Genomic DNA, 21,198 nt, shown 5'->3' with positions numbered 1-21,198 from the left:
GGGTCCCCAGCACACACACCCCCCCGGGGGGGGGGGGGTTCCCCCCCCCCCCCCCCCCCCCCCCCCCCGCCCCCGTCCCTCACGTCCTGTCGACAGTCCGCGCTCGGAGCACACGCGCCTCTCACTCCCGGGCGAACCCCATACCCCGCCGGTGTTCGCGGGCGCTGCTGCCGGAGACCTCCGGGTGCCTCTGCCGGAGCCCACCGGGGGCCTCTGCCGCCGGGCGGAGAGACGCCCCGCCGGCCGCGCGGGTGCACGGTCGGCGGGGCGTGACGGGGCTCAGCTCGAGCGCGTGCCGCGCTGCGCCCCCACTGTCTCTACGTACGACCGCGCCACCGCCGGGGTGTCGATACCCAGGAGCACGTCGACATTGGGGGTCTGCTTCCAGCGGTCGATCATGTGCACCACCGTCTGCCCCCTGGTGAACTCACCGTGGAGCTCGATGTCGACATGGAGGTGCCGGACCTCGAACCAGCCGGGGTTGATCGCGTAGGCGATGCATGGCACGTCGTTGAGGTGCATCCCCTCGTCCTTCCACTCGGGCATGTCGAGGCGATCCTCCTGATTGTCCGGGTAGCCGATCATCTCGCAGAGTGCTCGAGCGGCATCCGAGCCGGACGTCCACAGGCCCTCGAGATTCTCGACGGACAGCGCGAACTGCCTGCTGACGTCAAGACCGACCTGCGTCAGCGGCGCGCCGGACCGGACGAGGATGTGCGCGGCCTCGGGGTCGTTGTAGATGTTCGCGCTCGCCACGGGCGTGACGTTCCCCCACGTCAACGCTGCGCCGCCCATGTAAATGATCCGGCGGACCGACTGTGCGACCTTGGGCTCGATCGTCAGCGCGAGCGCGACGTTCGTCAGCGGACCGAGCGCCATGATCGTCAGTTCCCCGGGCTCGGCCATCACCGCATCGACGATCGCCTTCGCCGCTGTCCGCGTCGGGGAGGAATCCGCGTCCTGCTCCGGGAAATCCCAGAAGCCCAGGCCGCCGACCCGGTGGATGTGCTCGGCGAAGTTGGGCTCTCCGACCAGCGGCCTGGCGGCGCCCTTGTGCACCGGGATCCCGGTCCTCCCCGCCACCGCGAGGATCTTGTGCATGTTCCGTGTCGCCGTGTCGACGTCGACGTTGCCGAAGACCGTCGTGATGGCCTCCACCTGGAACTCGTCGGCGGCCAGGGCCCAGAACAGCGCCGCAGCGTCGTCGATCCCAGGATCCGTGTCGATGATCAAGCGCTCCATTGTCACTCCATACCTCTCGCAGGTGTCCGGTCGTTGCCGAACGTTCTGACGCGGGCGAGGCGACCGACACGTCGGCCTGTGGCCTCGCGTCGCCGTGGCGCCCCGCACGTGCACAAAGGCGTATGCACGCCCCTTCGAATGCCATCGCAAATCCTATAGGATAGGAAGATCGTTTCATAGATGCGGCCGCTCGGGCAGTGAGACGTCCACCCGCGACCCGGGCTCGGACACGGCTCCTGCGCCGGCCCGTGCCGACCGTCGTCGAGCACGCATCGCACGTCGCACGGGCGGCTCCCACTTGGCCGTCGGACCGGCGATCGCCACCGCCGCGCTCGTCAGCGCGCTCGACCTCGGCTGCCCTGGATAGCCTGGCGACGTGAGCGGAGGGGCGGATCGTGAGGACGTCGGGCAGTCCACGCAACGGAGCCCCGCGACGGAACCGTCCACCTCCCATGGCACGGCCGACGCCCCGGAGCATGCCACTCCGTCTGAGCCGGTCGCCCGCATCACCTACCTGTACCTGCGTCTCATCCTCATGACGCTGCCGGCGCTGCTGCTGCTCGGCTCGGTCCTCGCGTTCTTCTGGCTCGGCGCGATCGAGGAGTCGGTCAGCGCGTACTACCTGGGCCCGATCCGGGACATGTTCGTCGGCGTGATGATGGGGATCGCGGCGTGCCTCGTGGCCTACCGCGGGGCCTCGGCGCTGGAGGACTTCAGCCTCGACGTCGCGGGCTTCTTCGCGATCTTCGTCGCCCTGGTCCCCACGTCGATCGGCCCCACGCTCGACGCCCTCGACGCCGCCGCCCGCCACGAGATGATCACCGCCCTGAGGGCCACATGCGTGACGGTCCTGGTGATGTCGGTGGTGTTCGTCGTCGTCGAGGTGCGGTTCGCCCCGTCCCGGCCGGCGCCGCTCAACAGGCATCGGCTCACGCGGGTCGTGGCGAACGTGATGAACGCGGTGCTGGTGATGTTCGTCGGGCTCGTCGTCTGGCGACTGGTCGAGGGGGAGGACTTCGCCGGCGTCCACGTGTCCGCCGCAGTGCTGCTCATCGTCAACCTGGCGATCGCCGTGGCGAGCCACGCGTGGCCGGAGCTGACGGGCGGGCCGCACGCCTCCCTCGACGCCGGACGGCGTGACCTGCGGCGCCGCTACCGCCTCATCTTCTGGCTCATGGTCGCCGGGGCGCCCCTCTTCGGCGTCCTGCACCTGCTCGGCTGGGAGTACCGGCTGCTCGCCGTCGAGTGGTACGAGATCGCGCTGTTCGTATGGTTCTGGGCGCTGGAGACGCGGCGGACGTGGGCCCGCGGACTTGCACGCCGACGACGCGGCGCCGCCCGATAGGTCGTTCGCCCACGACGGCATGTCGGCACCGCGCAGAGGACCAACCGCGCGTTCGGGGCGCGGCCGACGGAAGCCGGCAGGCGTGACCAGGACACGGTCCGCGGCAGACCGCATCTACGGAACGAGCGTCACCACGTCCGGGAATCTGGCGGCGAGCGCGTCGTCGAACGTCGCGAGCCGGCCCCCACGGTGCCGTGCGAGAGCGACCAGATAGGTGTCGGTCACCTGCCGGTGTCCCAGCGTCCCGGTCATGTCGACGTCCCGGTAGGAGAGGTCGTCCGGCCAGAACACGCATGCCGGATGCGTCCCGAATCCCTCAAGGAGCGCAGCCGCGGCACGGCTCCCCTCACCGGTCCGGACCAGGAAGCGCGTGAGCGCGCCCTCGACGACCGGGCACAGCGCGAACGACTCGACGCCGTCAACCCACCGCTCTGCGCGGTCGTGGTGCTCGTGCTCGGCGACCGCCAGGGCGATGAGGACGTTCGCGTCGAGCAGGACGGTCACGAATCGTCGTCCAGTGCCGCTGCGACCTCGTCCGCGGTGACCTGCCTACCCACCGACAGGACGGGAAGACCCGTTCGTGGGCTCGTCCCGATCTCGACAGGCGCATCGAGCTGCGCGAGACCGCGGACGGTGAGATCGGCGAGCACCGACGACAGCGACGTGCCACGGGAGCGCGCGAGCTCCTGAGCACGGCGGTGCACGGCCGGGGGCAGGTCGACGGTGGTACGCACATCTGAATCATAGGTGATGCAGATATGATGCACAGTGCGCGTCACCGCTGCTCCCCCAGCTCACGGACGGGGCGGAGACGCGGTCGCGGGCCGCGGAGCTCCGACTCGATCCGCGCGACGACGACCTCGGGGCGAGCGGCGTCCTTGGCGTCGAGCCTGATCATCGTGTCGCCGAGCGCCTCGATCGCGCGCTGCCGGTCACGCTCCGCGATCCGCTCAAGCGACCGCTCCCGCGGGTCCGCGTGGGTGTACTTGTCGCCGCCGTCGAACTCGACGCGGAGGTAGCGCGTCGACCCGTCCCGCCGCTTCCCGTCCGGGATCGCGAGGTCGGTGAAGAACGTGCCGATCGCCGTCTCCACCGGGCACTGTGCGATCACGTCGCGCCTCCCCCACCGCAGGACCACCCACCGGGTGTGGCTCTCCCAGTGCGACTCCGCCCACGGGCTTGCCCAGGTCAGGGCAGTGATCGCCCTCCGTCTGCCTCGCGCGCCGGCAGGGAGCTCGTCGACGAGCCCTAAGAGCTGATCGCGCGCGAGCTCGGCGGCGCGCTCGGTATCGGGGCGGTGATAGCGGTCGAAGCCGCCGGCGACGCGAAGCAGATCGTCTGCCGTGACGAGGGCGTCGCGCGGGTGGGCCGAGCGCACGATGTCGAGGACCGTGCGGTGGGGCGACGTCACCGGCAGCCCTTCGAGATGAACGACATCCTCCTCGGGGAGCGCCGCGACGTGCCGTACATGATCGAGGTGCACACCCTGGCGCCGACGCGTGGGGCCGCACAACTCCGGGCGGTCGGGGACGCCCCAGGTGCGGATGCCGTGCAGCAGCGCGGCCGTGTAACGCGAGAGAGCCTGCGACGTCGGACGTGGCCAGGCGCCCGCCCTGCTGCACGGAACCAGACGAGCGGGAGCAGGTGCCATGGCATCGAACGGGAGCACACCGATCGCGACCCTCCCGGCCATGACCTTCGACTTCGCCGTCGTGCGGCTTGACGTTTGGAGGTCCTCGCACACGCGAGTGGCGCCCACCCGGGAGACGGGTGGGCGCCACGTGGAGTCACTGTCCCCATGAGGGGTCGGTCAGGATGCTCAGAGCACCCCGCCGAGCAGGCCCTCGTTGTCCTCTCCGCTGTCCGAGTCGACGTCGTTGCCGCTGAGGGTCCCGTTCAGGATCTCGGAGACATCGAGGTCGACGCCGTCGAGGACAGAGTTGCCGCTGGCGATGTCACCGAGGTCGACGGCGTCGTTCGCGATGTCGCCGATTGACAGGTCACCACCGTCGACGCCCGTGTTGTCGTTCACCTCGGTCTGGGTCTCGTCCGCGGAGTGCTCGTTGCTGTCCCAGGTGTCCGCGCTGGCCATGCCGGCACCACCGATCAGCAACGCACCGCTCGCCGCGGTGACCGCCAGGGTCTTCATGGTGTTCCGCATTGTCCTGCCTCCATCATTCTGTTGGGGTCGGAGGGCATAAGTGGTTCGGAACGCGGCGGCATGCGGATGGGTCGGATCTGAGATTCTTTCCTGGAGCGCCCGGAGCGGTCGCGCGAGAGACCACAGATGCACCCGGACCATCGGCGGCATCACCCCATGCCCTGGGGGGCGTTGATCAAGCGGTTCGGGTTCGTCATCGGCGAGTCTCCACTGCTATGCCTCTGACGGCGCCAGTGGGTGGGCTGCTCGACGTTCGGGGCCTGGCAGCCGATGCGCAGGATCGAACCTCGTCGCGGCGTCGCCGCGTCGCACCCCGCGCACCCCCGACTCAGGCGGGAGCCCCCGGCTGCTCGGCGGTGGCCCTCTGGGACTGCGCCTTGGCCTGCGCCCGGAGGGTCTTCTCGTCCACGGGCGCCTCGCCGGACGCACGCAGCCGCCGCTGGTACTCGCGCGTCTCCTGCTGCCGCTCGGCCTCGCCCGGCCCGGCGATCGGCGCGCCGAGGTGCTCGGGCGAGTAGCCGAACGCGTCCACGAGAGCCTTGGCGTGCGGCCGCAGCCGCGCGAGCAGCCGCTCCACGTAGCTGGTCACGGTCTTCGCCCGCTGGGCGGTCATCCGGCCGTTGACGAGGTACCACGCGAGGTCGTCCTCGATGACGGTGAGGCCGTAGAGGTCCCGCACGGTGCGCAGCACCTCGAACGTCTCCTTGTCCCGGACCCGCGACAGCGCGTCGGTGAACGCCTCCCACGCGAGCAGCTCCCCGTGCGCGCGGGCGGCCGCGATGATCCGGTCCTGGTGGGAGTTGAAGACCTCGAACGCCTTCTCGTCGGACATCCCCCGGGCAGAGCGCATCCCCATGACGATCTCCTCGACCATGGTCTCCACGCGCTCCTCGAGGAGCTCGCGCTGCACGTCCGCGGAGCGCAGGTGCCCCGCGGAACGGGCCTTCGACCCGGAGTCCCGGATCGACTGGGCCGCCCGACGCAGCGGCGTGCGGTGCAGGGCCGTGTCGGCGGCGCGCGCGGCGACCCACCGCACGGTGCCCGCCACGTCCATCTGCATCATCTCCTTGCCGGCGTCGGTGAGCAGCCGCTTCCCGACGAGCTGGAGGAGCACGTTGTTGTCGCCCTCGAACGTGGCGTAGACGTCGAGGTCGGCGTGCAGGCCGGTGAGCCGGTTCTCCGCCATGTAACCGGCGCCGCCGCACGCCTCGCGCGCCTCCTGGATCGTTTCGAGCGCGTTCCAGGTGGCGAGCGGCTTGGTGGCGGCGGCGAGGGTCTCGAGGTCCTGCCGGTCCTCGTCGGTGTCGTGACGGCCGGAGAAGACGTCGTCGAACCGCTCGAGCAGCTCGGCCCCCAGGAACGTCAGCGCGTACGTGCGCGCGATCCGCGGAAGCAGCCGCCGCTGATGGCGCTGGTAGTCGAGCAGCACGACCTCCTCCTGCGGGTCACCGCCGGTGAACTGGCGCCGCTGCTCCGCGTGCGTGACGGCGATCGCGAGCGCCATCCGCGCGGAGCCGGTCGCCGCGTTGGACAGGGACACGCGCCCCTGGACCAGGGTCGAGAGCATGGTGAAGAACCGGCGGCCCGGGGACTCGATGGGCGAGGAGTACGTGCCGTCGGCAGCGATCGCGCCGTAGCGCGGCAGGAGGTTGACCCGCGGGATCCGCACGTGGTCGAACCACAGGCGCCCGTTGTCGATGCCGTTGAGGCCGCCCTTGACGCCGTCGTCGGCGCTGCCCACGCCGGGCAGCAGCACGAGCGACCCGTCGGGCCGCTCCTCGCGCACCGGCACGTACATCGCGTGCACTCCGTGGTTCACGCCGTCGACGATCAGCTGCGCGAACACGACCGCCGCCTTCCCGTGCAGGGCGGCGTTGCCGAGGTACTCCTTCTGCGCGGCCTCGACCGGCGTGTGGACGACGATCTCGTCGGTGTCGGGGTCGTAGGTGGCCGTGGTGAGCACGCCGGAGACGTCGGAGCCGTGCCCGCGCTCGGTCATCGCGAACGCGCCGGGCACGCTGAGGTCCATGGCGCCGGGCAGGAAGCGGTCGTGCTGCTCGGCGGTGCCGAGGTGGAGGATCGCCGACGCGAACAGCCCCCACTGGACGCCCGCCTTGATCTGCAGCGACGGGTCCGCCACGACGAGCTCCTCGAACGACGCCAACGAGCCGCCGTGGTCGTCCTGGCCGCCGAGCCGTGCGGGGAACGCGCGCAGCGGGTCCCCGATCTCGGTGAGCAGGTGGAGCTGGGTGAGCACGCGCTCGCGGTGCTCGTGGTGGGTCAGCCCCTCGATCTTGCGCATCCGCGGGTCGAGCGCGAGGTCCCGCGCGGCGGAGCGCAGGTGCCACCAGCGGCCGCCGAGCAGCCGCGTGATCTCGGCGCCGTCGATACGCGTGTCGGCCCGCTGGACGCTCGCCGGGGTGTGCGCCGATGGCGTCGTCGTGGGCGAGTCGTGCGTGGGGCGGATGGGTGTCTGGGTCACGTGACGTCCTTGTCGGTTCGGGTGGTCGGGACGGTGCGGGGGCGGGTGTCGCTGCGGGCGCGCCGCAGCACGCCGACGGCCCCGTCCCACAGCCAGGAGGCGATGAAGGCGGCGAGCTCGTCGCGGTCGATGCCGGCCACGGCGGTCTCGAGGTCGAGGTGGGTCAGTCCCCCGACGCCGGAGCTCACCTCCGCGGCTGCGTCCGGTCCGGAGGTGGCCGGGGCCGCGGAGGAGGCGTCCACGCCGATCCGCTCGAGCTCGGCGCGGGCCGCGAGCCAGCGGTCGGCGACGGACCGCACGGTGCCGGTGACGCCGGACGCCCACAGCGTGGCGCGGGTCGCCTGCTCGGGCGAGACGTGCTCGACCTCGGCGTCGTCGTCGAGCCCGAGGACCGCGGGGACGAGCGTGCGGGCGATGACGACGTCGACCTCGGCGACGAACCCGCGCACGTCCCCGGCCGCCTCCCCCGTGGGCGAGGTGACGAAGGCGTAGACGTGCGGGGCGTCGTCGACCATCTGCAGGTAGGCCGCCACCATCGAGTGGATCCGCTCGCGCGGGCCGCCGGTGCGCGCGGCGGCCTCGGTCAGCTCGCGGAGCATGCGGTGCAGGACGTGCTGCCCCACGGCACGCTGCAGCCCGGCCTTGTCCGTGAAGTAGCGGTAGAGGATCGACTTCGACGTGCGCATGTGGGCGGCGAGGTCGTCCATGGAGACGTCCGGCCCGCGCTCGTGGACGCAGCGGCGCGCGGCCCGCACGAGCTCGAGTCGCCGGGCGGCGCGGTGGTCGTCCCATCTCGTCGTCCGGCCGTCGGCGCGCGGTGCGGCCGCCGTCGTGCGGCCGTCGGCGCGCGGCGTGGCCGCCCCGGGCGCAGCGGCGCCCGAGACATCCTCGGTCCCGGCCTGTACCATGTACCCAAAGTATCAGGTACTTTGAGTACCGGCCAGATGCGCCCGTGCGCACCGTCGTTCCAGCACGCGTTCCAGCACCGTCGTCCCAGCGAAGCGAGGACCCCCACGTGATCCCCATGCCCACCCCGCGCCGCGCCGCCGTCGTGGCCGCGAACCGCACCCCGTTCGGCAAGGCCGGATCGGCCTACGACTCCCTCAGCACGAAGGACCTGCTCACGGCCGCGCTCGAGGGCCTGGTGGCCCGCACGGGTCTCGCCGGCGAGCGGCTCGACGAGGTCGTGGCCGGCGCCGTGCTCAAGCAGCCCAAGGACTTCAACCTCACGCGCGAGTCCGTCCTCGGCACCGCGCTCGACCCGACGACCCCCGCCTACGACGTCCAGCGCGCGTGCGCCACGGGCATGGAGGCCACGGTCGGGATCGCCAACAAGATCGCGCTCGGCCAGATCGACGTCGGGATCGCGGGCGGCACCGACTCCGCCTCGGACGCACCCATCGTGGTGACGGACAAGCTGCGCCGGGTCCTGCTCAAGGCGTCCCGCGCGCGGTCGACGGCCGACCGCCTCAAGGCGTTCGCCTCGCTACGCCCCCGGGACCTCGCACCCGTGGCGCCCGACGTCAACGAACCACGCACCGGCCTGTCCATGGGCGAGCACCAGGCACTGACCACCGCCGCCTGGGGAATCACCCGCGAGGCACAGGACGAGCTCGCGCTCGCCTCCCACACCAACCTCGCCGCCGCCTACGAGCGCGGCCTGTTCGACGACCTCATGACCCCGCTGCGCGGCCTGACGAAGGACGAGGGCCTGCGCCCGGACACGTCGTTGGAGAAGCTCGGCAAGCTCAAGCCGGTGTTCGGCACGAAGAACCTGCCCGAGGGTGCGCCGCCCGCCACGATGACGGCCGGCAACTCCACCCCGCTGTCCGACGGCGCCTCCGCCGTCCTGCTCTCCTCCGACGAGTGGGCGGCCGAGCGCGGCCTGCCGGTGCTCGCACACGTCGTCGACGCCCAGCCGGGCGCGGTCTCCTTCGTCGACGGCGCGCAGGGCCTGCTCATGGGCGGCGCGTTCGCCATCCCCGCCCTGCTCGAGCGCACCGGGCTCACGCTCGCCGACTTCGACCTGATCGAGATCCACGAGGCCTTCGCGTCCACCGTGCTCTCGACCCTGGCCGCGCTCGAGGACGAGACGTTCGCGCGCGAGCGCCTCGGCCGCAGCGAGCCGGTCGGCACGATCGACCGCAGCCGCCTCAACGTGGCGGGCTCCTCGCTGGCCGCCGGCCACCCGTTCGCCGCGACCGGCGGCCGGATCGTCGGCACGCTCGCCAAGCTCCTCGCCGAGCGCGGCGAGTCCCAGGTCCGCCCCGGGGAGAGGGCCCTCGGCCTCATCTCCGTGTGTGCGGCCGGCGGTCAGGCCGTCGCGATGGTCCTGGAGGCGGCGTGAACGACTCCTACCTCTCCTTCGTCAACGGCGGCGCCGGCAAGGCGGTCGCCAAGCAGCTCGGCCTGCCCCGGCCCGCCGTCCTGCGCCGGACGGCGGACCTGACGGACGTCGACTCCCCGCTCGTGCCCGGGCCGGTCGTCGTCCTCACCGACGGGTCCGACGCCGCGCGGGTCGACGCCGACGCCCTGGTCGAGCACCTGCTCGCCTGGGGCGCCGACGTGCGCCGCGACACAGGTCCAGGCGGCGCGCGCAAGCTCGGCGCCGTCGTCCTCGTGGCGACCGGCCTCGAGCGCAGCGCAGACCTCACCGACCCGGCCCTCGCCGTCGGCGGGACGATGCGGGAGCTCGCGCCCAGCGCGCGGGTGCTCGTGCTCTCCCGCGCCGCCGGGCCGGAGGACTCCCCCGGGCTCGCGGCCGCGCGCGCCGGGGTCGACGGGTTCGTGCGCTCGCTCGCCAAGGAGCTGCGCGCCGGTGCGACCGGAAACGGGATCGCCCTGGCCGGCGGTGCGTCTGCGGGCGATCCGTCGCCGGCGGGGGCCGCCCGGTTCCTGCTCTCGGCCCGTTCCGCCTTCGTCGACGGACAGATCCTCACCGCCGGGCCCGGAGGGCAGGCCCCTGCGGACTGGGCACGGCCGCTGACGGGTCTCGTCGTCGCCGTGACGGGGGCCGCGCGCGGCATCGGCGCGGAGATCGCCCGGGTCGCGGCCCGCGACGGCGCCCACGTGGTCGGGGTCGACGTGCCCGCGGCCGGCGAGGCCCTGGCAGCCACGGTCAACGCGGCGGGCGGGATCGCGCTCCAGCTGGACGTCACCCGCGACGACGCCGCGGAGCGGATCCTCGCCGCCGCCCACGCGCGGTACGGGCGGCTCGACGTGGTCGTGCACAACGCCGGGATCCTGCGCGACAAGCTGCTCGCCAACATGACCGAGGACCGGTTCGCCGACCTGCTCGCCGTCAACATCGCGGCACCCGTGCGGATGAACGAGACGTTCGCCGAGCCGGGCGCGCTCGGCGACGCCGCGCACGCGCCGCGGATCATCTCGCTCGCCTCGACGTCGGGCATCGCGGGCAACCGCGGCCAGACGAACTACGGGTACGCGAAGTCCGGGATCATCGGGATGACGCAGGCGCTCGCGCCGCTGATGGCCGCATCCGGCGGGACGGCCAATGCCGTGGCGCCGGGCTTCATCGAGACGGACATGACGGCGAAGATCCCGGCGGTGCCGCGGCAGGCGTCCCGGCGGATGTCCTCGCTGCAGCAGGGCGGGCTCCCGGTCGACGTGGCCGAGGCGATCGCGTTCCTCGCCTCCCCGCAGGCCGGCGGCATCAACGGTGAGGTGCTGCGCGTGTGCGGCCAGCTCCTCGTGGGGCGGTGAGGCTGTGACGACCCCGACCCCCGAGTCCACAGGGGACGGCGCCCCGACGACGAACCCCACCCCGAGGTCGTCGAGCGTGCGGTTCTCGACCCTCGAGGGTGCGGACGCCGGGCCGCCGTCGTCGTACCGGATCGAGGACGTCGGCGACGTGCCGCCGCTGGGCGAGACCTACCTGGCGGTGCTCGCGCGCTCCGCGCGGGCCGTCCTCGCGACGCGCTCGGCCGCCGGGCTGCCCGAGGTCGCGCTCACGGCCGGCCCCGTGCGCGCCGAGCCCGAGCACCTCACGGCGTACCAGCACCTGCTGGGTGCGCGCGTGGACGACACCGTCCCGCCGGGCCTCGTCCACGTGCTCGCCTTCCCCCTGGCGGTCAGCCTCATGGCCCGGGCGGACTTCCCGTTCTCCCCGCTCGGCGCGATCCACGTGGCCAACCGGGTCGAGCAGCTGCGCCCGGTCGAGCTCGGGGAGGAGCTCTCCCTCACGGCCTGGGCGCACGACGCGCGCGAGCACCGGCGCGGCACGACCGTCGAGCTGTCGGTGCTCGCCCGCACCCTCGACGGCGAGGCGGTGTGGTCCGGCCGGGCGTCGTACCTGTCCAAGGGATCGGTTCCGGACGGACTCGAGCGAGGGCCGGCTCCCGAGCCGCGACCGACCGTCGACCTGCCCGAGCGGCCGCAGGCCCTCTGGGCGGTCTCCGAGTCCGACATCCACACATATGCACAGGTCTCGGGGGATCGCAATCCTGTCCACACGTCCTGGCTGGGCGCTCGTGCGTTCGGGTTCCCGAGGCGGATCGCGCACGGCATGTACACGGCCGCCCGGGCCATGCACGCGATGGGTCGACCCGGCGCCACCGCCTGGGACGTCGACTTCGGCAGCCCCGTGATCATCCCCGCACGGGTGGCATTTGCGCAGGTCACGGACGCATCGGAGCCGTCTCGGAGCACCCCCGACGGCGAACGGCCGGCCGGCGACGCACCTCACGGTCCGATCACGTCTCGGGCCGTGGTATGGGACCCGAAGCGCGGCAAGGTCCACCTCACGACCTCCGTGACGACCTGGGCGGTCGACCGGGACGGCTAGTTGTCCACAGCCTGTGTCCACACCCGTGTGCACGGAGCCGTGGACAAGCGGAACATCCTGTGGAACACCTACGGACACCGTACGGATACCCGTCGGACACCTGGGCGTGGTGATCCGTCCGGAAACCGGTTGGGCGCCGCCGGGGTCCCGCCGGCACCGGACGTCCGGTCCGGCGACGGTTAACCGGTTGGGTGCCGCCCCGGCGCCGACCTACCGTTGCCCTCATGTCCGCCACCCTGCGCGCGCTCGGTCTGCGCGCCTCCCGAGGTCCGCGCGAGCTGTTCGCCGATCTCGATCTCACCGTCTCGCCCGGCGACGTCTGGGGGCTCGCCGGCGCGAACGGCGCGGGCAAGTCCACGCTCCTGGCCATCCTCGCCGCCGCGGACACGGGCGCATCTCGCTCGCCGGCCCGCCCAGACGGCGCACCGAGGTTCTCCACCGACGGTGGCCCGGGGTCTCCCGCCGACGGCGCACCAGGGTCTCCCGCCGACGGCGGCGCGGGGACTCCCGCCGACGGCGGCCCGGAGGTCTCCGGTCAGGTGCTCCTCGCTCCCCCGACGGCGTCCGTCGGCCTGCTCACCCAGGAGCCCGACTGCCGGCCCGGCGAGACGCTCGCGGGAATGATCGGCCGGCGCACCGGCGTCGCGCCGGCGGAGGCCGAGATGAACGCCGCCGCCACGGCGCTCGCCGCCCCGGAGCCCGGCCGCGGCGCGGAGGACCGGTACGCCGCGGCGCTCGACAGATGGCTTGCGCTCGGTGGCGCCGACCTGGCCGAACGCACGCAGGAGGTCGTCTCCCGCCTCGGGCTCGGAGCGGATGTCGACAGCGCGATGACGACGCTGTCCGGCGGTGAGGCGGCGCGCGCGTCGCTGGCCGTGCTGCTGCTCCAGCGCTACGACGTCCTGCTCCTCGACGAGCCCACCAACGACCTCGACCTCGCGGGGCTGGAGCAGCTCGAGCAGTTCGTCGTCGGGGCGCGGCAGGGCATCGTCGTGGTCAGTCACGACCGCGAGTTCCTCGCGCGCACCACCACCGGCATCGTCGAGATCGACGCCGCCCAGCACCAGGTGACGGTCTACGACGGCGGCTACGACTCCTACCTGGCCGAGCGCGCCCTCGCTCGCCGCCGGGCGAGGGAGGCCCACGACGAGTACGCGGGCAGGGTCGCCGACCTGCGCGCGCGGCACCAGCAGCAGAAGGAGTGGACGTCGACCGGCATCCGCAACGCCCGCAAGAAGGCCACCGACGGCGACAAGCACATCATCCACGCGGCCAGGGCCCGCACCGAGAAGCTCGCGTCGAAGATCTCCCAGACCGAGCGGGCGATCGAGCGGCTCGAGGAGGTCCCCGAGCCGCGCAAGGAGTGGGAGCTGCGGATGAGCGTCACGGAGGCGCCGCGCTCGGGGACGGTCGTCGCCACGCTCGACGACGCCCGCGTCACCCTCGGGGCCCCGCCATCCGGGCCGACGGCCCCCGTCACCTCGTCACCGGCCGACGGCGACACACCCCCGGCTCCGGCCGACGCCAACGCCAACGCCAACGGCCACACGACCCCGCCCCCACCCGCGCCCGGCTCCTTCACGCTCGGTCCGATCACCGCCCAGATCTCGTGGGGCGACCGCGTGGTGCTCACGGGGGCGAACGGGTCGGGCAAGACGACGCTGCTTGCGATGCTGCTCGGGCGGATCGCGCCGGAGCAGGGGCGGGCGTCGCTCGGGTCCGGCGTCGTCGTCGGGGAGGTGGACCAGGCGCGCGACACGTTCGCCGTGAACGAGCCTCTGACCAGGGTGTTCACCGATGCCTCCGGACTCGACCCGGAGGCGTCCCGCACCCTGCTCGCCAAGTTCGCCCTCGCCGGCGACCGGGCGACCCGGCCCGCCGCCTCCCTGTCCCCCGGCGAGCGCACGCGCGCCGCGCTCGCGCTCCTGCAGGCCCGCGGCGTCAACCTGCTCGTGCTCGACGAGCCGACGAACCACCTCGACCTGCCGGCCGTCGAGCAGCTCGAGCAGGCGGTGGACTCGTTCGGCGGGACCGTGCTGCTCGTGACGCACGACCGACGCATGCTCGCGGGGGTGCGCGCCACGCGGCGCTGGCGGATGGCCGCCGGCCGCCTCACCGAGGAGGCGTAGGCCGGCACCCGCCCGCCGAGCCACGGTGCGGCGCAAGCAGGCACCCGCCCGCCGAGCCACGGTGCGGCGCAAGCCGGCACCCGCCCCGCCGGGTCGGCGGGGCGGCGCGCAGGGCCCGGCGCGGCTGGTACCGCCCGATCAGACCTGCGGCGCAGCGCCCAGCTTCTCGCGGCGCATCCGGTGCAGGATCGGCTCGGTGTACCCGTTGGGCTGCGTCGCGCCCTCGACGATGAGCGCCCGCGCCGCCCGGTAGGCCACGCCCGGCCCGTCCGGGCCGATCAGCGCCTCGTACCCGGGGTCGCCGGCGTTCTGCTCGTCGACCACAGGGGCCAGGCGGCCCAGCGAGTCGTCGACGTCGGCCTCGGTGATCACGCCGTGGTGCAGCCAGTTCGCGAGCAGCTGGGAGGAGATCCGCAGCGTGGCCCGATCCTCCATGAGCGCCACGCCGTGGATGTCCGGCACCTTGGAGCAGCCCACGCCCTGGTCGATCCACCGGACCACGTAGCCCAGGATCGACTGCACGTTGTCGTCCAGCGAGGACCGCACCTCGTCGGCCGTCAGCTCCCGGGCCGCCAGCGGCGGCACGAGGATCGGGTCCACGCTCTGCGGCTCGCGACCGGAGATCTCCTCGCGCACCGCCGCCACGTCGACCTCGAGGTAGTGCAGGGCGTGCAGCGTCGCGGCCGTGGGCGAGGGCACCCACGCCGTGTTGGCACCCGTGCGCGGGTGGGCGATCTTCTGCTCGAGCATGTCGGCCATGAGGTCGGGCATCGCCCACATCCCCTTGCCGATCTGCGCACGGCCGGAGAACCCCGCCCGCAGTCCGGCGTCGACGTTCGCGACCTCGTACGCGCTCATGAAGTCCAGGCCCTTGATCTCGCCCTTGGGCAGCACCGGACCGGCGTGCAGGGACGTGTGGATCTCGTCGCCCGTGCGGTCGAGGAATCCGGTGTTGATGAACGCCACGCGGTCAGCGGCCTCGGCGATGGCGGCGCGCAGGTTGACGGTCGTGCGCCGCTCCTCGTCCATGATGCCCATCTTGATCGTGCCGTGCTCGAGCCCGAGCAGGCCCTCCACGCGGGAGAACAGCTCGGCCGCGAACGCGACCTCCTCCGGCCCGTGCATCTTGGGCTTGACGATGTAGATCGAGCCCTCACGCGAGTTCGTGCCCGCGCGCTCGCCGGCGAGGTCGGGGAGATTCCCGAGCGCGGTGATCGCGGCGTCGAGGATGCCCTCGAAGACGTCCTCGCCGTCGGCGTCCTTCACGGCGTCGGTGCGCATGAGGTGGCCGACGTTGCGGATCCACAGCAGCGAGCGCCCCGGCACCGTCAGGGTCGAGCCGTCCGGCGCCGTGTACTCGCGGTCGGCGTTGAGCACGCGGCTGAACGTCTTCCCGTTCTTCGTCACGTCCGCGGTGAGCGTCCCCTGCACGAGCTCGCGCCAGTTGCGGTAGCCCAGGACCTTGTCCTCCGGCACGACGGCGGCGACCGAGTCCTCCAGGTCCATGATCGTGGTGATCGCGGACTCGAGCACGATGTCCTGCACACCCGCGCCGTCGGTGGCGCCGATCGCCCCGGACCGGTCGACGACGAGCTCCAGGTGCAGCCCGTTGTGACGCAGGAGCAGCGTGTCCGGCGCGGTCGCGTCACCCGTGCACCCGGCGAACGCGCCGGGCTCGGCGAGGCTCACGCTCTCCCCGGACCCCAGGTCCACGCGCAGGGCCCCGTCCTCGACCCGGTAGGCCGTGGCGTCGGCGTGCGACCCGGAGGCCAGCGGGACGGCCTGGTCGAGGATCGCGCGGCCGCGGCGGACGACCTCGGCGGCCCGCACGGTGTTGAACTCCTTGCCGCGGGCGAGCTCCCCCGCGTCGGGAACTGCGTCCGTGCCGTACAGGGCGTCGTACAGCGAGCCCCACCGCGCGTTGGCGGCGTTGATGGCGAACCGCGCGTTGAGCAGGGGCACGACGAGCTGGGGGCCGGCGACGTCGGCGACCTCGGTGTCGACCTTCGTCGTCGTGATGGTGAAGTCGGCCGGCTCCGGGACGAGGTAGCCGATCTCGGTGAGGAACTCCTTGTACTTCACCGGGTCCGGCAGGCCGGGCTGGTCCTTGTGGAACTGGTCGATGGTGGCCTGGATCTCGTCGCGCACCGCGAGCAGGCGACGGTTCTCCGGCGTGAGGTCGGCGATGATCGAGGCCAGGCCGCTCCAGAAGGCGTCGGCGTCGATGCCAGTGCCCGGCAGCGCCTCGTCCTCCACGAACGCGGCCAGCGGGGCGAAGACGTCGAGGCCCGCGCGCCCGACCCGGTCCTCGGCGGTGGAGCGCTCGTGGTCGGCGGGCTGTTCGGTCGTCATCTTCTGGACTCCTTGGCTCGATGTCGCGATACGTGTGCTCGGCGGGCCCCACGCCCCCTCGCGGCGGCCGCCACGCCACCAGCCTACGGACTTCCAGGGTCCCGGACCGAGGATAATCCAGTGGGCGGAAAAGTCGTTCCGTGCGAGCGGGTTCCGCGTCCACCACCCGACACGCTCTTGTCAGTGAGGCCAGCCTTACCTAACTTGTCGGTCATGTGCCTCTGCGACGCCGGACCCAGCCCGCACGTCCTCCTGGTCGGCGAGCACGACGACATCCCCTACATCCGGTCGGTCCTCGCGCGGCTGCCGGAGAACGCCTACGGCCAGGTCTACCTCGAGGTCGACACCGACGAGGAACTGCCCGACGTCGCCGCGCCCGAACGCATCGGCCTCAGGTGGCTGACGCGCGCGGCCGTCGGCGACGAGACGCGCCTGCTCCCCAAGGGCGCCCGCCTCGAGCGAGCCGTGCGCGCGTGGCTCTCCGAGTGGCTGTGCGACGCGCCTGACGAGGGGCCGATCGTGGTCTGGGTCGGCGGCTCGGACAATCCGCGGCTGGCCGAGCTGCACCTCGAGCTGCACGCCCGCATCCACGAGCACCACCACCAGCGCGTCGACCGGTCGGCCGCGCACCGGGCGCACCCGGGCCCTCGGCCCGACCCGGAGGTCTGAGACCGACGCCCGTCAGCAGACGAGCAGCGTCGGACGGCGAGCGCCGTCAGCACTCACGCCAGTCAGAGCTGACGCCCGTCAGAACGCGAGCACGAGGCGGCCGCGCACGCCGCCGGCCTCGAGCCTGCGGTGCGCCTCGGGCGCCTCGTCCTTCGGCAGCACCGCGGCCACCCGCAGCGTGACCGCGCCCTTCTCGGCCTGCCGGCGCAGGCTGTCGAGCTTCTCGCGCTCCTCGGCGTAGGTGCCGACGAAGATCGGCGCGAAGGTCACGCCCCGCTCGGCGGGCTCGTCGTACCCGCGGACGGTGACGATCGTGCCGCCGGCCCGCACGGCGGGGGCGAGCGCGTCGTGGAGCAGGGCGCCGTCCACGGCCCCGTCGACGCCGTCGGGGTGGAGCGCGCGGACCTGACCGGCGAAGTCCTCGCCGCGCGGCAGCACGACGTCGGCGCCGAGCTCCTTGACGAGCTCCGTGTCGGCCTCGGAGGCGTCGGCGACGACCGTGAGTCCGTCCGCCTTCGCGAGCTGCACCGCGTAGCCGCCCATCGCCCCGGCAGCCCCGGACACGGCCACGACGCCGCCGCGCGGGAGCGCCAGCGTGTCGAGCGCGAGGCGCGCGGTGAGGCCGTTCATGGGCAGCGAGGCCGCCTCGGCGTGGCTCGTGTCGCGCGGAGCCGCCACCACCGAGTCCGCCGGGAGCGCGACCTTCTCGGCATACCCGCCGTGCGAGCCGTTCGGCACGACGATGCCCATCACGCGGTCCCCGACCTTGAGCGTGGTCTCGGCGCCCGGCCCGATCTCCTCCAGGACGCCCGCGACGTCCATGCCCGGCACGATCGGCGGGTCGCCGGCAGGCCGCCGTGCCGTCCCCGCCCGTCGGGTCGTGTCCGTGGGGTTGACGGCGGCCGCGTGCACGCGGACGAGGAGCTCACCCTCGCTCGGCGTCGGGTCGGGGCGCTCGATCACCTCGAGCACGTCGGGTCCGCCTGGGCTCTGCAATCCGATGACCTTCATACCGGCGCCAACGGGTGAGGCCCACGAGTCATTCCGACGTCGGAGACCCGATCCGCGAGACGTTCCAGCGGCTGCCCGGCGGACCGGCGGCCCGGCTGCCCGGCGGCCCGGCGCGACCTCAGCCGGCCGGCACCCCGAGGTCGATCACGGTCAGCGCCGACTCCAGGCCCCGGAAGTCAGCACCGTTGCGCGTCAGGAGCCGGAGACCGTGCCGTGCTGCGGTCGCGGCGATCTGCAGGTCCATCCGTCGTGGTCGCGGGTTGCGGCCGTGGTGGCGCACGAGCGCGGCAAGCGCCCCGTAGTACTCGGCACTCGCCGTGTCGAAGGCGAGCACCTCGAAGTGCTCGAGGATCGTCTGCACGCGCCTGCGTCGATACATCTGGGCGACCGGGTCGGCCGCTGCTGTCACGCCGTACTGCAGCTCAGCGATCGACACGGCCGAGACCGCGACCTCGTCCGCGGCCTCCGCCACCTGTGCGGCCGGAAAGTCGATCAGCACCGAGGTGTCGAGCAAGGCACGACGCGGCTGATCCGCGGTCACCGCAGCGCCCGGTCGAACGGATCGACGAGCTCGTCCGGACCGAAGACCTCGTCGGCCGCACGCAGGTCGGCCTTCCACGCCGCCGGTTCCGGTCCGGGCTCAACGGCCAGCACCTCGGCGGCGGCGGAGACGGTCACGAAGTGGCGGCGCCCCGTGTCACGCCGGTGCGGCACGACGTCGGCGACGGGCCGACCGTTGACCGTCACCACGAAGGACTCACCCTCAGCGACGCGTCGCATGACCGATGCGTTGTCGTTCCGCAGGTCGGACTGGCGAATCTCCACACTCATAGCGAAAGCATAGCGTTCTCATAGCGATGCGTCGAGGACGGCGCTTGCTAGCGGGTCCACGTGACGATCTGGTGACGCCACACCATCCGGCGCGCGCCGCCGACGATCTCGCCCCACGACGTCGCACATGAACCGCACCCTCCGGCCCGCGAGTCGCTCACCCCCGCCTCCGTGACATCACGAGCCGTACTCCGGCAGAGGTGCGAAGCGACGCCTAGCGGTTCAGGAGGCGATCGCCCCGCGTTCGCATCCGGTTCATGGAGCCGGGGCACAGTCCGGCACCATGGCACCCACAACCCGCATCACGGCCCTCGCCGCCGTCCCCACCATCGCCCTGCTCCTCGTCGCCTGCGGGGAGGGCGCGGACAACGGCACCGAGACGGACGCGGGCACCGGTACCGAGATCCAGGACGCGGACGCCGCCGGCACCGAGCAGGACGCCGATAACGAGGAAGCCGCGACCGAGGAAGCCGAGAGCGACGCCGACCCGGAGGCGGCAGACGGTGCCGGCCTGAGGGTCGCCGTGGCCACGAACGAACCGTGGGGCGCCTACCACGTCGAGCATGTCGCTGACGAGATCGCGGCACAGGCCGGGACGATCGAGCTGATCGTCCCCGACATGTCCGAGGTCGACGAGGAGTCCGCGGTGGCGTCCGTCCCGCTCGACGAGGCCGATCCCCTCGACTACGACCTGCTGGTGATCAACGGCGCCGAGGAATGGCCCGCCGAGGTGGTCCAGGAGTTCGATGGCCTGCCGGTGGTGGCCAGCAGCACCGCCTATCTCCAGCCCGAGGAGGCCCCGTACGCCGACGACGTCCGGCCACGGCTGACGGCGGTGACGGCCGGCTCCTACGCCGAGCAGGAGACCTTCGCGGTGTACCTCGGCATCAGCGAGGACGAGATCGAGGTCGTCGGTGTCCCGGAGCTGGACGACACCCCGGAATCGGCACCGGAGCCGGACACCGTGCTGATCCTGACCAGCGTGACGCACCCGGACGAGACCGGTGGTGCGGCACCGGGGGCCGAGCTCCTCCTGGAGACGGCGCACGCGCTCAGCGACGAGGGGTACGAGATCCTCGTCGGGCTGCACCCGCGTGAGGACGAGTCCCTCTGGGAGGAGTTCGAGATCGCCGAGGAGGGGTCCGTGGAGGCAGCGGCACGGGCCGAGGTCGCCGTGGGGATCCCCGGCAGCGTGTTCCCGAAGATCGCGGCCGTAGGTACGCCGCTGGTCGGGACGGTGGACCCGGAGCTGGAGGTCCCGGACTACCTCACCACCACCGGCGAGATGGTCGAGAGCGTGGACGAGGCCCTGGCCGCCGTGGACGACGCGGAGCCGCTGTCGACCGACGAGCTGGAGTACGTGGTCGGCCCGCTCGGTCAGGCCGGCCCGGATCTTGTCAGCGCCTGGGCAGAGGGCGCCCGGCTGAGTCCCGAGGACGCCGGACTCTGACCCGAGGTCGCTGACGACCACGCGGATCGGCCGGCGCGCCACCAGCCGCTCGCGGGGGAGCCGCGTGCCGTCAGACGCTCGCGCGGGAGCCGCGTGCCGACAGACGGTCGCGCGGGAGCCGCGTGCCGTCAGACGGTCGCGCGGGAGCCGACGACGTCGTAGCGCAGGCGGACGGTCCCGCCCGCGAACCGTCGCTCGCTCGTCAGGCGCAGGTCGAGGCGGACGTCGTCGGGCAGGAACCGCAGGCCCCCGCCGAGGGCCACCGGCCAGAGATAGATCCCGACCTCGTCGACGAGACCCGCACGCAGCGCCTGAGCGGCGAGGGTGGGGCCGTTGACGGTGAGGTCCGCCGTCGTCGACCGCTTGAGGGCCTCCACGTCCGCGGGCCGGAACTCCCGCTCGACCCGGGTCCGCCGGGTGGGGACGACGCCGAGGGTCGCGGAGTGGACGACCTTGCCGGCGGCCTGCCACAGGCGCGCGAACTCGGCGTTGCCGGCCGACCCGGCGGCGATCGTGGGGTCGGTCTCCCACACGCTCATCAGCTCGTAGATGCGGCGGCCGTAGAGGAACGTGCCCACGTCGGCCGTGTCGGCGTTGAACGCGGCCATCACCTCGGCGCTCGGCTCGGCCCAGCCGGGGCTGCCGTCCGGGCCCGCGACGTAACCGTCGAGCGAGACGTTCATCCAGTAGATCAGGCGGCCCATCGCGTTCTCCCCCCTCCG

Annotated in this window: 19 protein-coding genes; 7 read left to right on the top strand and 12 right to left on the bottom strand. The window is 72.8% G+C overall.

Features of this window, described 5'->3' with window-relative positions:
• Positions 1-279: 279 nt before the first annotated feature.
• Entirely contained in the window at positions 280-1,242 is a 963-nt protein-coding gene (locus ACZLKG_RS02430; protein ID WP_425707617.1) for a nucleoside hydrolase, read from the bottom strand.
• A gap of 376 nt (positions 1,243-1,618) precedes the next feature.
• On the opposite strand from ACZLKG_RS02430, the gene ACZLKG_RS02425 reads away from it, so the two are divergent.
• The gene (locus ACZLKG_RS02425; protein WP_463647812.1) at positions 1,619-2,587 is read left to right on the top strand and encodes a hypothetical protein; all 969 of its coding nucleotides are present in this window, start codon (positions 1,619-1,621) and stop codon (positions 2,585-2,587) included.
• 114 nt (positions 2,588-2,701) lie between these two features.
• Here the strand turns inward: ACZLKG_RS02425 and ACZLKG_RS02420 are convergent, their stop codons facing one another.
• The 6 genes from ACZLKG_RS02420 to ACZLKG_RS02395 form a co-directional block, all read right to left on the bottom strand.
• On the bottom strand, positions 2,702-3,091 hold the full coding sequence (locus tag ACZLKG_RS02420) for a TA system VapC family ribonuclease toxin (protein WP_463647811.1): 390 nt from the start codon (positions 3,089-3,091) through the stop codon (positions 2,702-2,704).
• On the bottom strand, positions 3,088-3,366 hold the full coding sequence (locus ACZLKG_RS02415; RefSeq protein WP_425707614.1) for a hypothetical protein: 279 nt from the start codon (positions 3,364-3,366) through the stop codon (positions 3,088-3,090). Before ACZLKG_RS02415 ends, ACZLKG_RS02420 begins: the two co-directional genes overlap by 4 nt.
• Positions 3,363-3,998 (bottom strand): hypothetical protein, encoded by a 636-nt coding sequence (locus tag ACZLKG_RS02410; protein ID WP_463647810.1) that lies wholly within the window; start codon positions 3,996-3,998, stop codon positions 3,363-3,365. The genes ACZLKG_RS02415 and ACZLKG_RS02410 overlap by 4 nt, the downstream gene beginning before the upstream one ends.
• A 408-nt stretch (positions 3,999-4,406) precedes the next feature.
• On the bottom strand, positions 4,407-4,748 hold the full coding sequence (locus tag ACZLKG_RS02405; protein ID WP_463647809.1) for a hypothetical protein: 342 nt from the start codon (positions 4,746-4,748) through the stop codon (positions 4,407-4,409).
• 328 nt (positions 4,749-5,076) lie between these two features.
• Entirely contained in the window at positions 5,077-7,230 is a 2,154-nt protein-coding gene (locus tag ACZLKG_RS02400) for an acyl-CoA dehydrogenase family protein (RefSeq protein ID WP_463647808.1), read from the bottom strand.
• On the bottom strand, positions 7,227-8,138 hold the full coding sequence (locus tag ACZLKG_RS02395; RefSeq protein ID WP_463647807.1) for a TetR/AcrR family transcriptional regulator: 912 nt from the start codon (positions 8,136-8,138) through the stop codon (positions 7,227-7,229). The genes ACZLKG_RS02400 and ACZLKG_RS02395 overlap by 4 nt, the downstream gene beginning before the upstream one ends.
• Positions 8,139-8,254: 116 nt before the next feature.
• Here ACZLKG_RS02395 and ACZLKG_RS02390 point away from each other — a divergent pair, with 116 nt between their 5' ends.
• The 4 genes from ACZLKG_RS02390 to ACZLKG_RS02375 all read left to right on the top strand — a co-directional run bounded on the left by ACZLKG_RS02390 (position 8,255) and on the right by ACZLKG_RS02375 (position 14,163).
• Positions 8,255-9,577, top strand: a complete 1,323-nt coding sequence (locus ACZLKG_RS02390; protein ID WP_463648071.1) for an acetyl-CoA C-acetyltransferase — start codon at positions 8,255-8,257, stop codon at positions 9,575-9,577.
• Positions 9,574-10,953, top strand: coding sequence for a 3-oxoacyl-ACP reductase (locus tag ACZLKG_RS02385; RefSeq protein WP_463647806.1), 1,380 nt, complete (start codon positions 9,574-9,576; stop codon positions 10,951-10,953). Before ACZLKG_RS02390 ends, ACZLKG_RS02385 begins: the two co-directional genes overlap by 4 nt.
• Before the next feature lie 4 nt (positions 10,954-10,957).
• Entirely contained in the window at positions 10,958-12,034 is a 1,077-nt protein-coding gene (locus tag ACZLKG_RS02380; RefSeq protein ID WP_463647805.1) for a MaoC family dehydratase, read from the top strand.
• 224 nt (positions 12,035-12,258) lie between these two features.
• A complete protein-coding gene (locus ACZLKG_RS02375) occupies positions 12,259-14,163 on the top strand; it encodes an ABC-F family ATP-binding cassette domain-containing protein (RefSeq protein WP_463647804.1) in 1,905 nt (634 codons plus the stop codon).
• Positions 14,164-14,301: 138 nt separating this feature from the next.
• Here the strand turns inward: ACZLKG_RS02375 and ACZLKG_RS02370 are convergent, their stop codons facing one another.
• On the bottom strand, positions 14,302-16,515 hold the full coding sequence (locus ACZLKG_RS02370) for a malate synthase G (RefSeq protein WP_463647803.1): 2,214 nt from the start codon (positions 16,513-16,515) through the stop codon (positions 14,302-14,304).
• 213 nt (positions 16,516-16,728) lie between these two features.
• Here ACZLKG_RS02370 and ACZLKG_RS02365 point away from each other — a divergent pair, with 213 nt between their 5' ends.
• Positions 16,729-17,184: an SIP domain-containing protein gene (locus ACZLKG_RS02365; protein ID WP_463647802.1), complete on the top strand. Its 456-nt coding sequence runs from the start codon at positions 16,729-16,731 to the stop codon at positions 17,182-17,184.
• Between the two features lie 78 nt (positions 17,185-17,262).
• Here the strand turns inward: ACZLKG_RS02365 and ACZLKG_RS02360 are convergent, their stop codons facing one another.
• The 3 genes from ACZLKG_RS02360 to ACZLKG_RS02350 form a co-directional block, all read right to left on the bottom strand.
• On the bottom strand, positions 17,263-18,156 hold the full coding sequence (locus ACZLKG_RS02360) for an NADP-dependent oxidoreductase (protein ID WP_463647801.1): 894 nt from the start codon (positions 18,154-18,156) through the stop codon (positions 17,263-17,265).
• 157 nt (positions 18,157-18,313) lie between these two features.
• Complete coding sequence (locus ACZLKG_RS02355) at positions 18,314-18,736, bottom strand: type II toxin-antitoxin system VapC family toxin (protein WP_425707604.1); 423 nt, start codon at positions 18,734-18,736, stop codon at positions 18,314-18,316.
• Positions 18,733-19,026, bottom strand: coding sequence for a type II toxin-antitoxin system Phd/YefM family antitoxin (locus tag ACZLKG_RS02350; protein WP_425707603.1), 294 nt, complete (start codon positions 19,024-19,026; stop codon positions 18,733-18,735). Before ACZLKG_RS02350 ends, ACZLKG_RS02355 begins: the two co-directional genes overlap by 4 nt.
• 283 nt (positions 19,027-19,309) lie before the next feature.
• Here ACZLKG_RS02350 and ACZLKG_RS02345 point away from each other — a divergent pair, with 283 nt between their 5' ends.
• The gene (locus ACZLKG_RS02345) at positions 19,310-20,476 is read left to right on the top strand and encodes a hypothetical protein (protein ID WP_463647800.1); all 1,167 of its coding nucleotides are present in this window, start codon (positions 19,310-19,312) and stop codon (positions 20,474-20,476) included.
• Positions 20,477-20,604: 128 nt separating this feature from the next.
• On the opposite strand, the gene ACZLKG_RS02340 is transcribed toward ACZLKG_RS02345, so the two are convergent.
• Positions 20,605-21,180, bottom strand: a complete 576-nt coding sequence (locus ACZLKG_RS02340; RefSeq protein WP_463647799.1) for a dihydrofolate reductase family protein — start codon at positions 21,178-21,180, stop codon at positions 20,605-20,607.
• Between the last annotated feature and the right edge of the window lie 18 nt (positions 21,181-21,198).

The sequence above is a fragment of the Georgenia sp. Z2081 genome (assembly GCF_055326445.1).
The sequence above is the reverse complement of the archived record's forward strand: the minus strand, read 5'-3'. Positions and strand labels throughout refer to the sequence as shown.

Coding starts and splice junctions, on each gene's coding strand:
- ACZLKG_RS02430 (WP_425707617.1), bottom strand. CDS start 1,242: ATGGAGCGCTTGATCATCGACACGGATCCTGGGATCGACGACGCTGCG.
- ACZLKG_RS02405 (WP_463647809.1), bottom strand. CDS start 4,748: ATGCGGAACACCATGAAGACCCTGGCGGTCACCGCGGCGAGCGGTGCG.
- ACZLKG_RS02395 (WP_463647807.1), bottom strand. CDS start 8,138: ATGGTACAGGCCGGGACCGAGGATGTCTCGGGCGCCGCTGCGCCCGGG.
- ACZLKG_RS02390 (WP_463648071.1), top strand. CDS start 8,255: ATGCCCACCCCGCGCCGCGCCGCCGTCGTGGCCGCGAACCGCACCCCG.
- ACZLKG_RS02375 (WP_463647804.1), top strand. CDS start 12,259: ATGTCCGCCACCCTGCGCGCGCTCGGTCTGCGCGCCTCCCGAGGTCCG.
- ACZLKG_RS02370 (WP_463647803.1), bottom strand. CDS start 16,515: ATGACGACCGAACAGCCCGCCGACCACGAGCGCTCCACCGCCGAGGAC.
- ACZLKG_RS02365 (WP_463647802.1), top strand. CDS start 16,729: ATGTGCCTCTGCGACGCCGGACCCAGCCCGCACGTCCTCCTGGTCGGC.
- ACZLKG_RS02350 (WP_425707603.1), bottom strand. CDS start 19,026: ATGAGTGTGGAGATTCGCCAGTCCGACCTGCGGAACGACAACGCATCG.
- ACZLKG_RS02345 (WP_463647800.1), top strand. CDS start 19,310: ATGGCACCCACAACCCGCATCACGGCCCTCGCCGCCGTCCCCACCATC.
- ACZLKG_RS02340 (WP_463647799.1), bottom strand. CDS start 21,180: ATGGGCCGCCTGATCTACTGGATGAACGTCTCGCTCGACGGTTACGTC.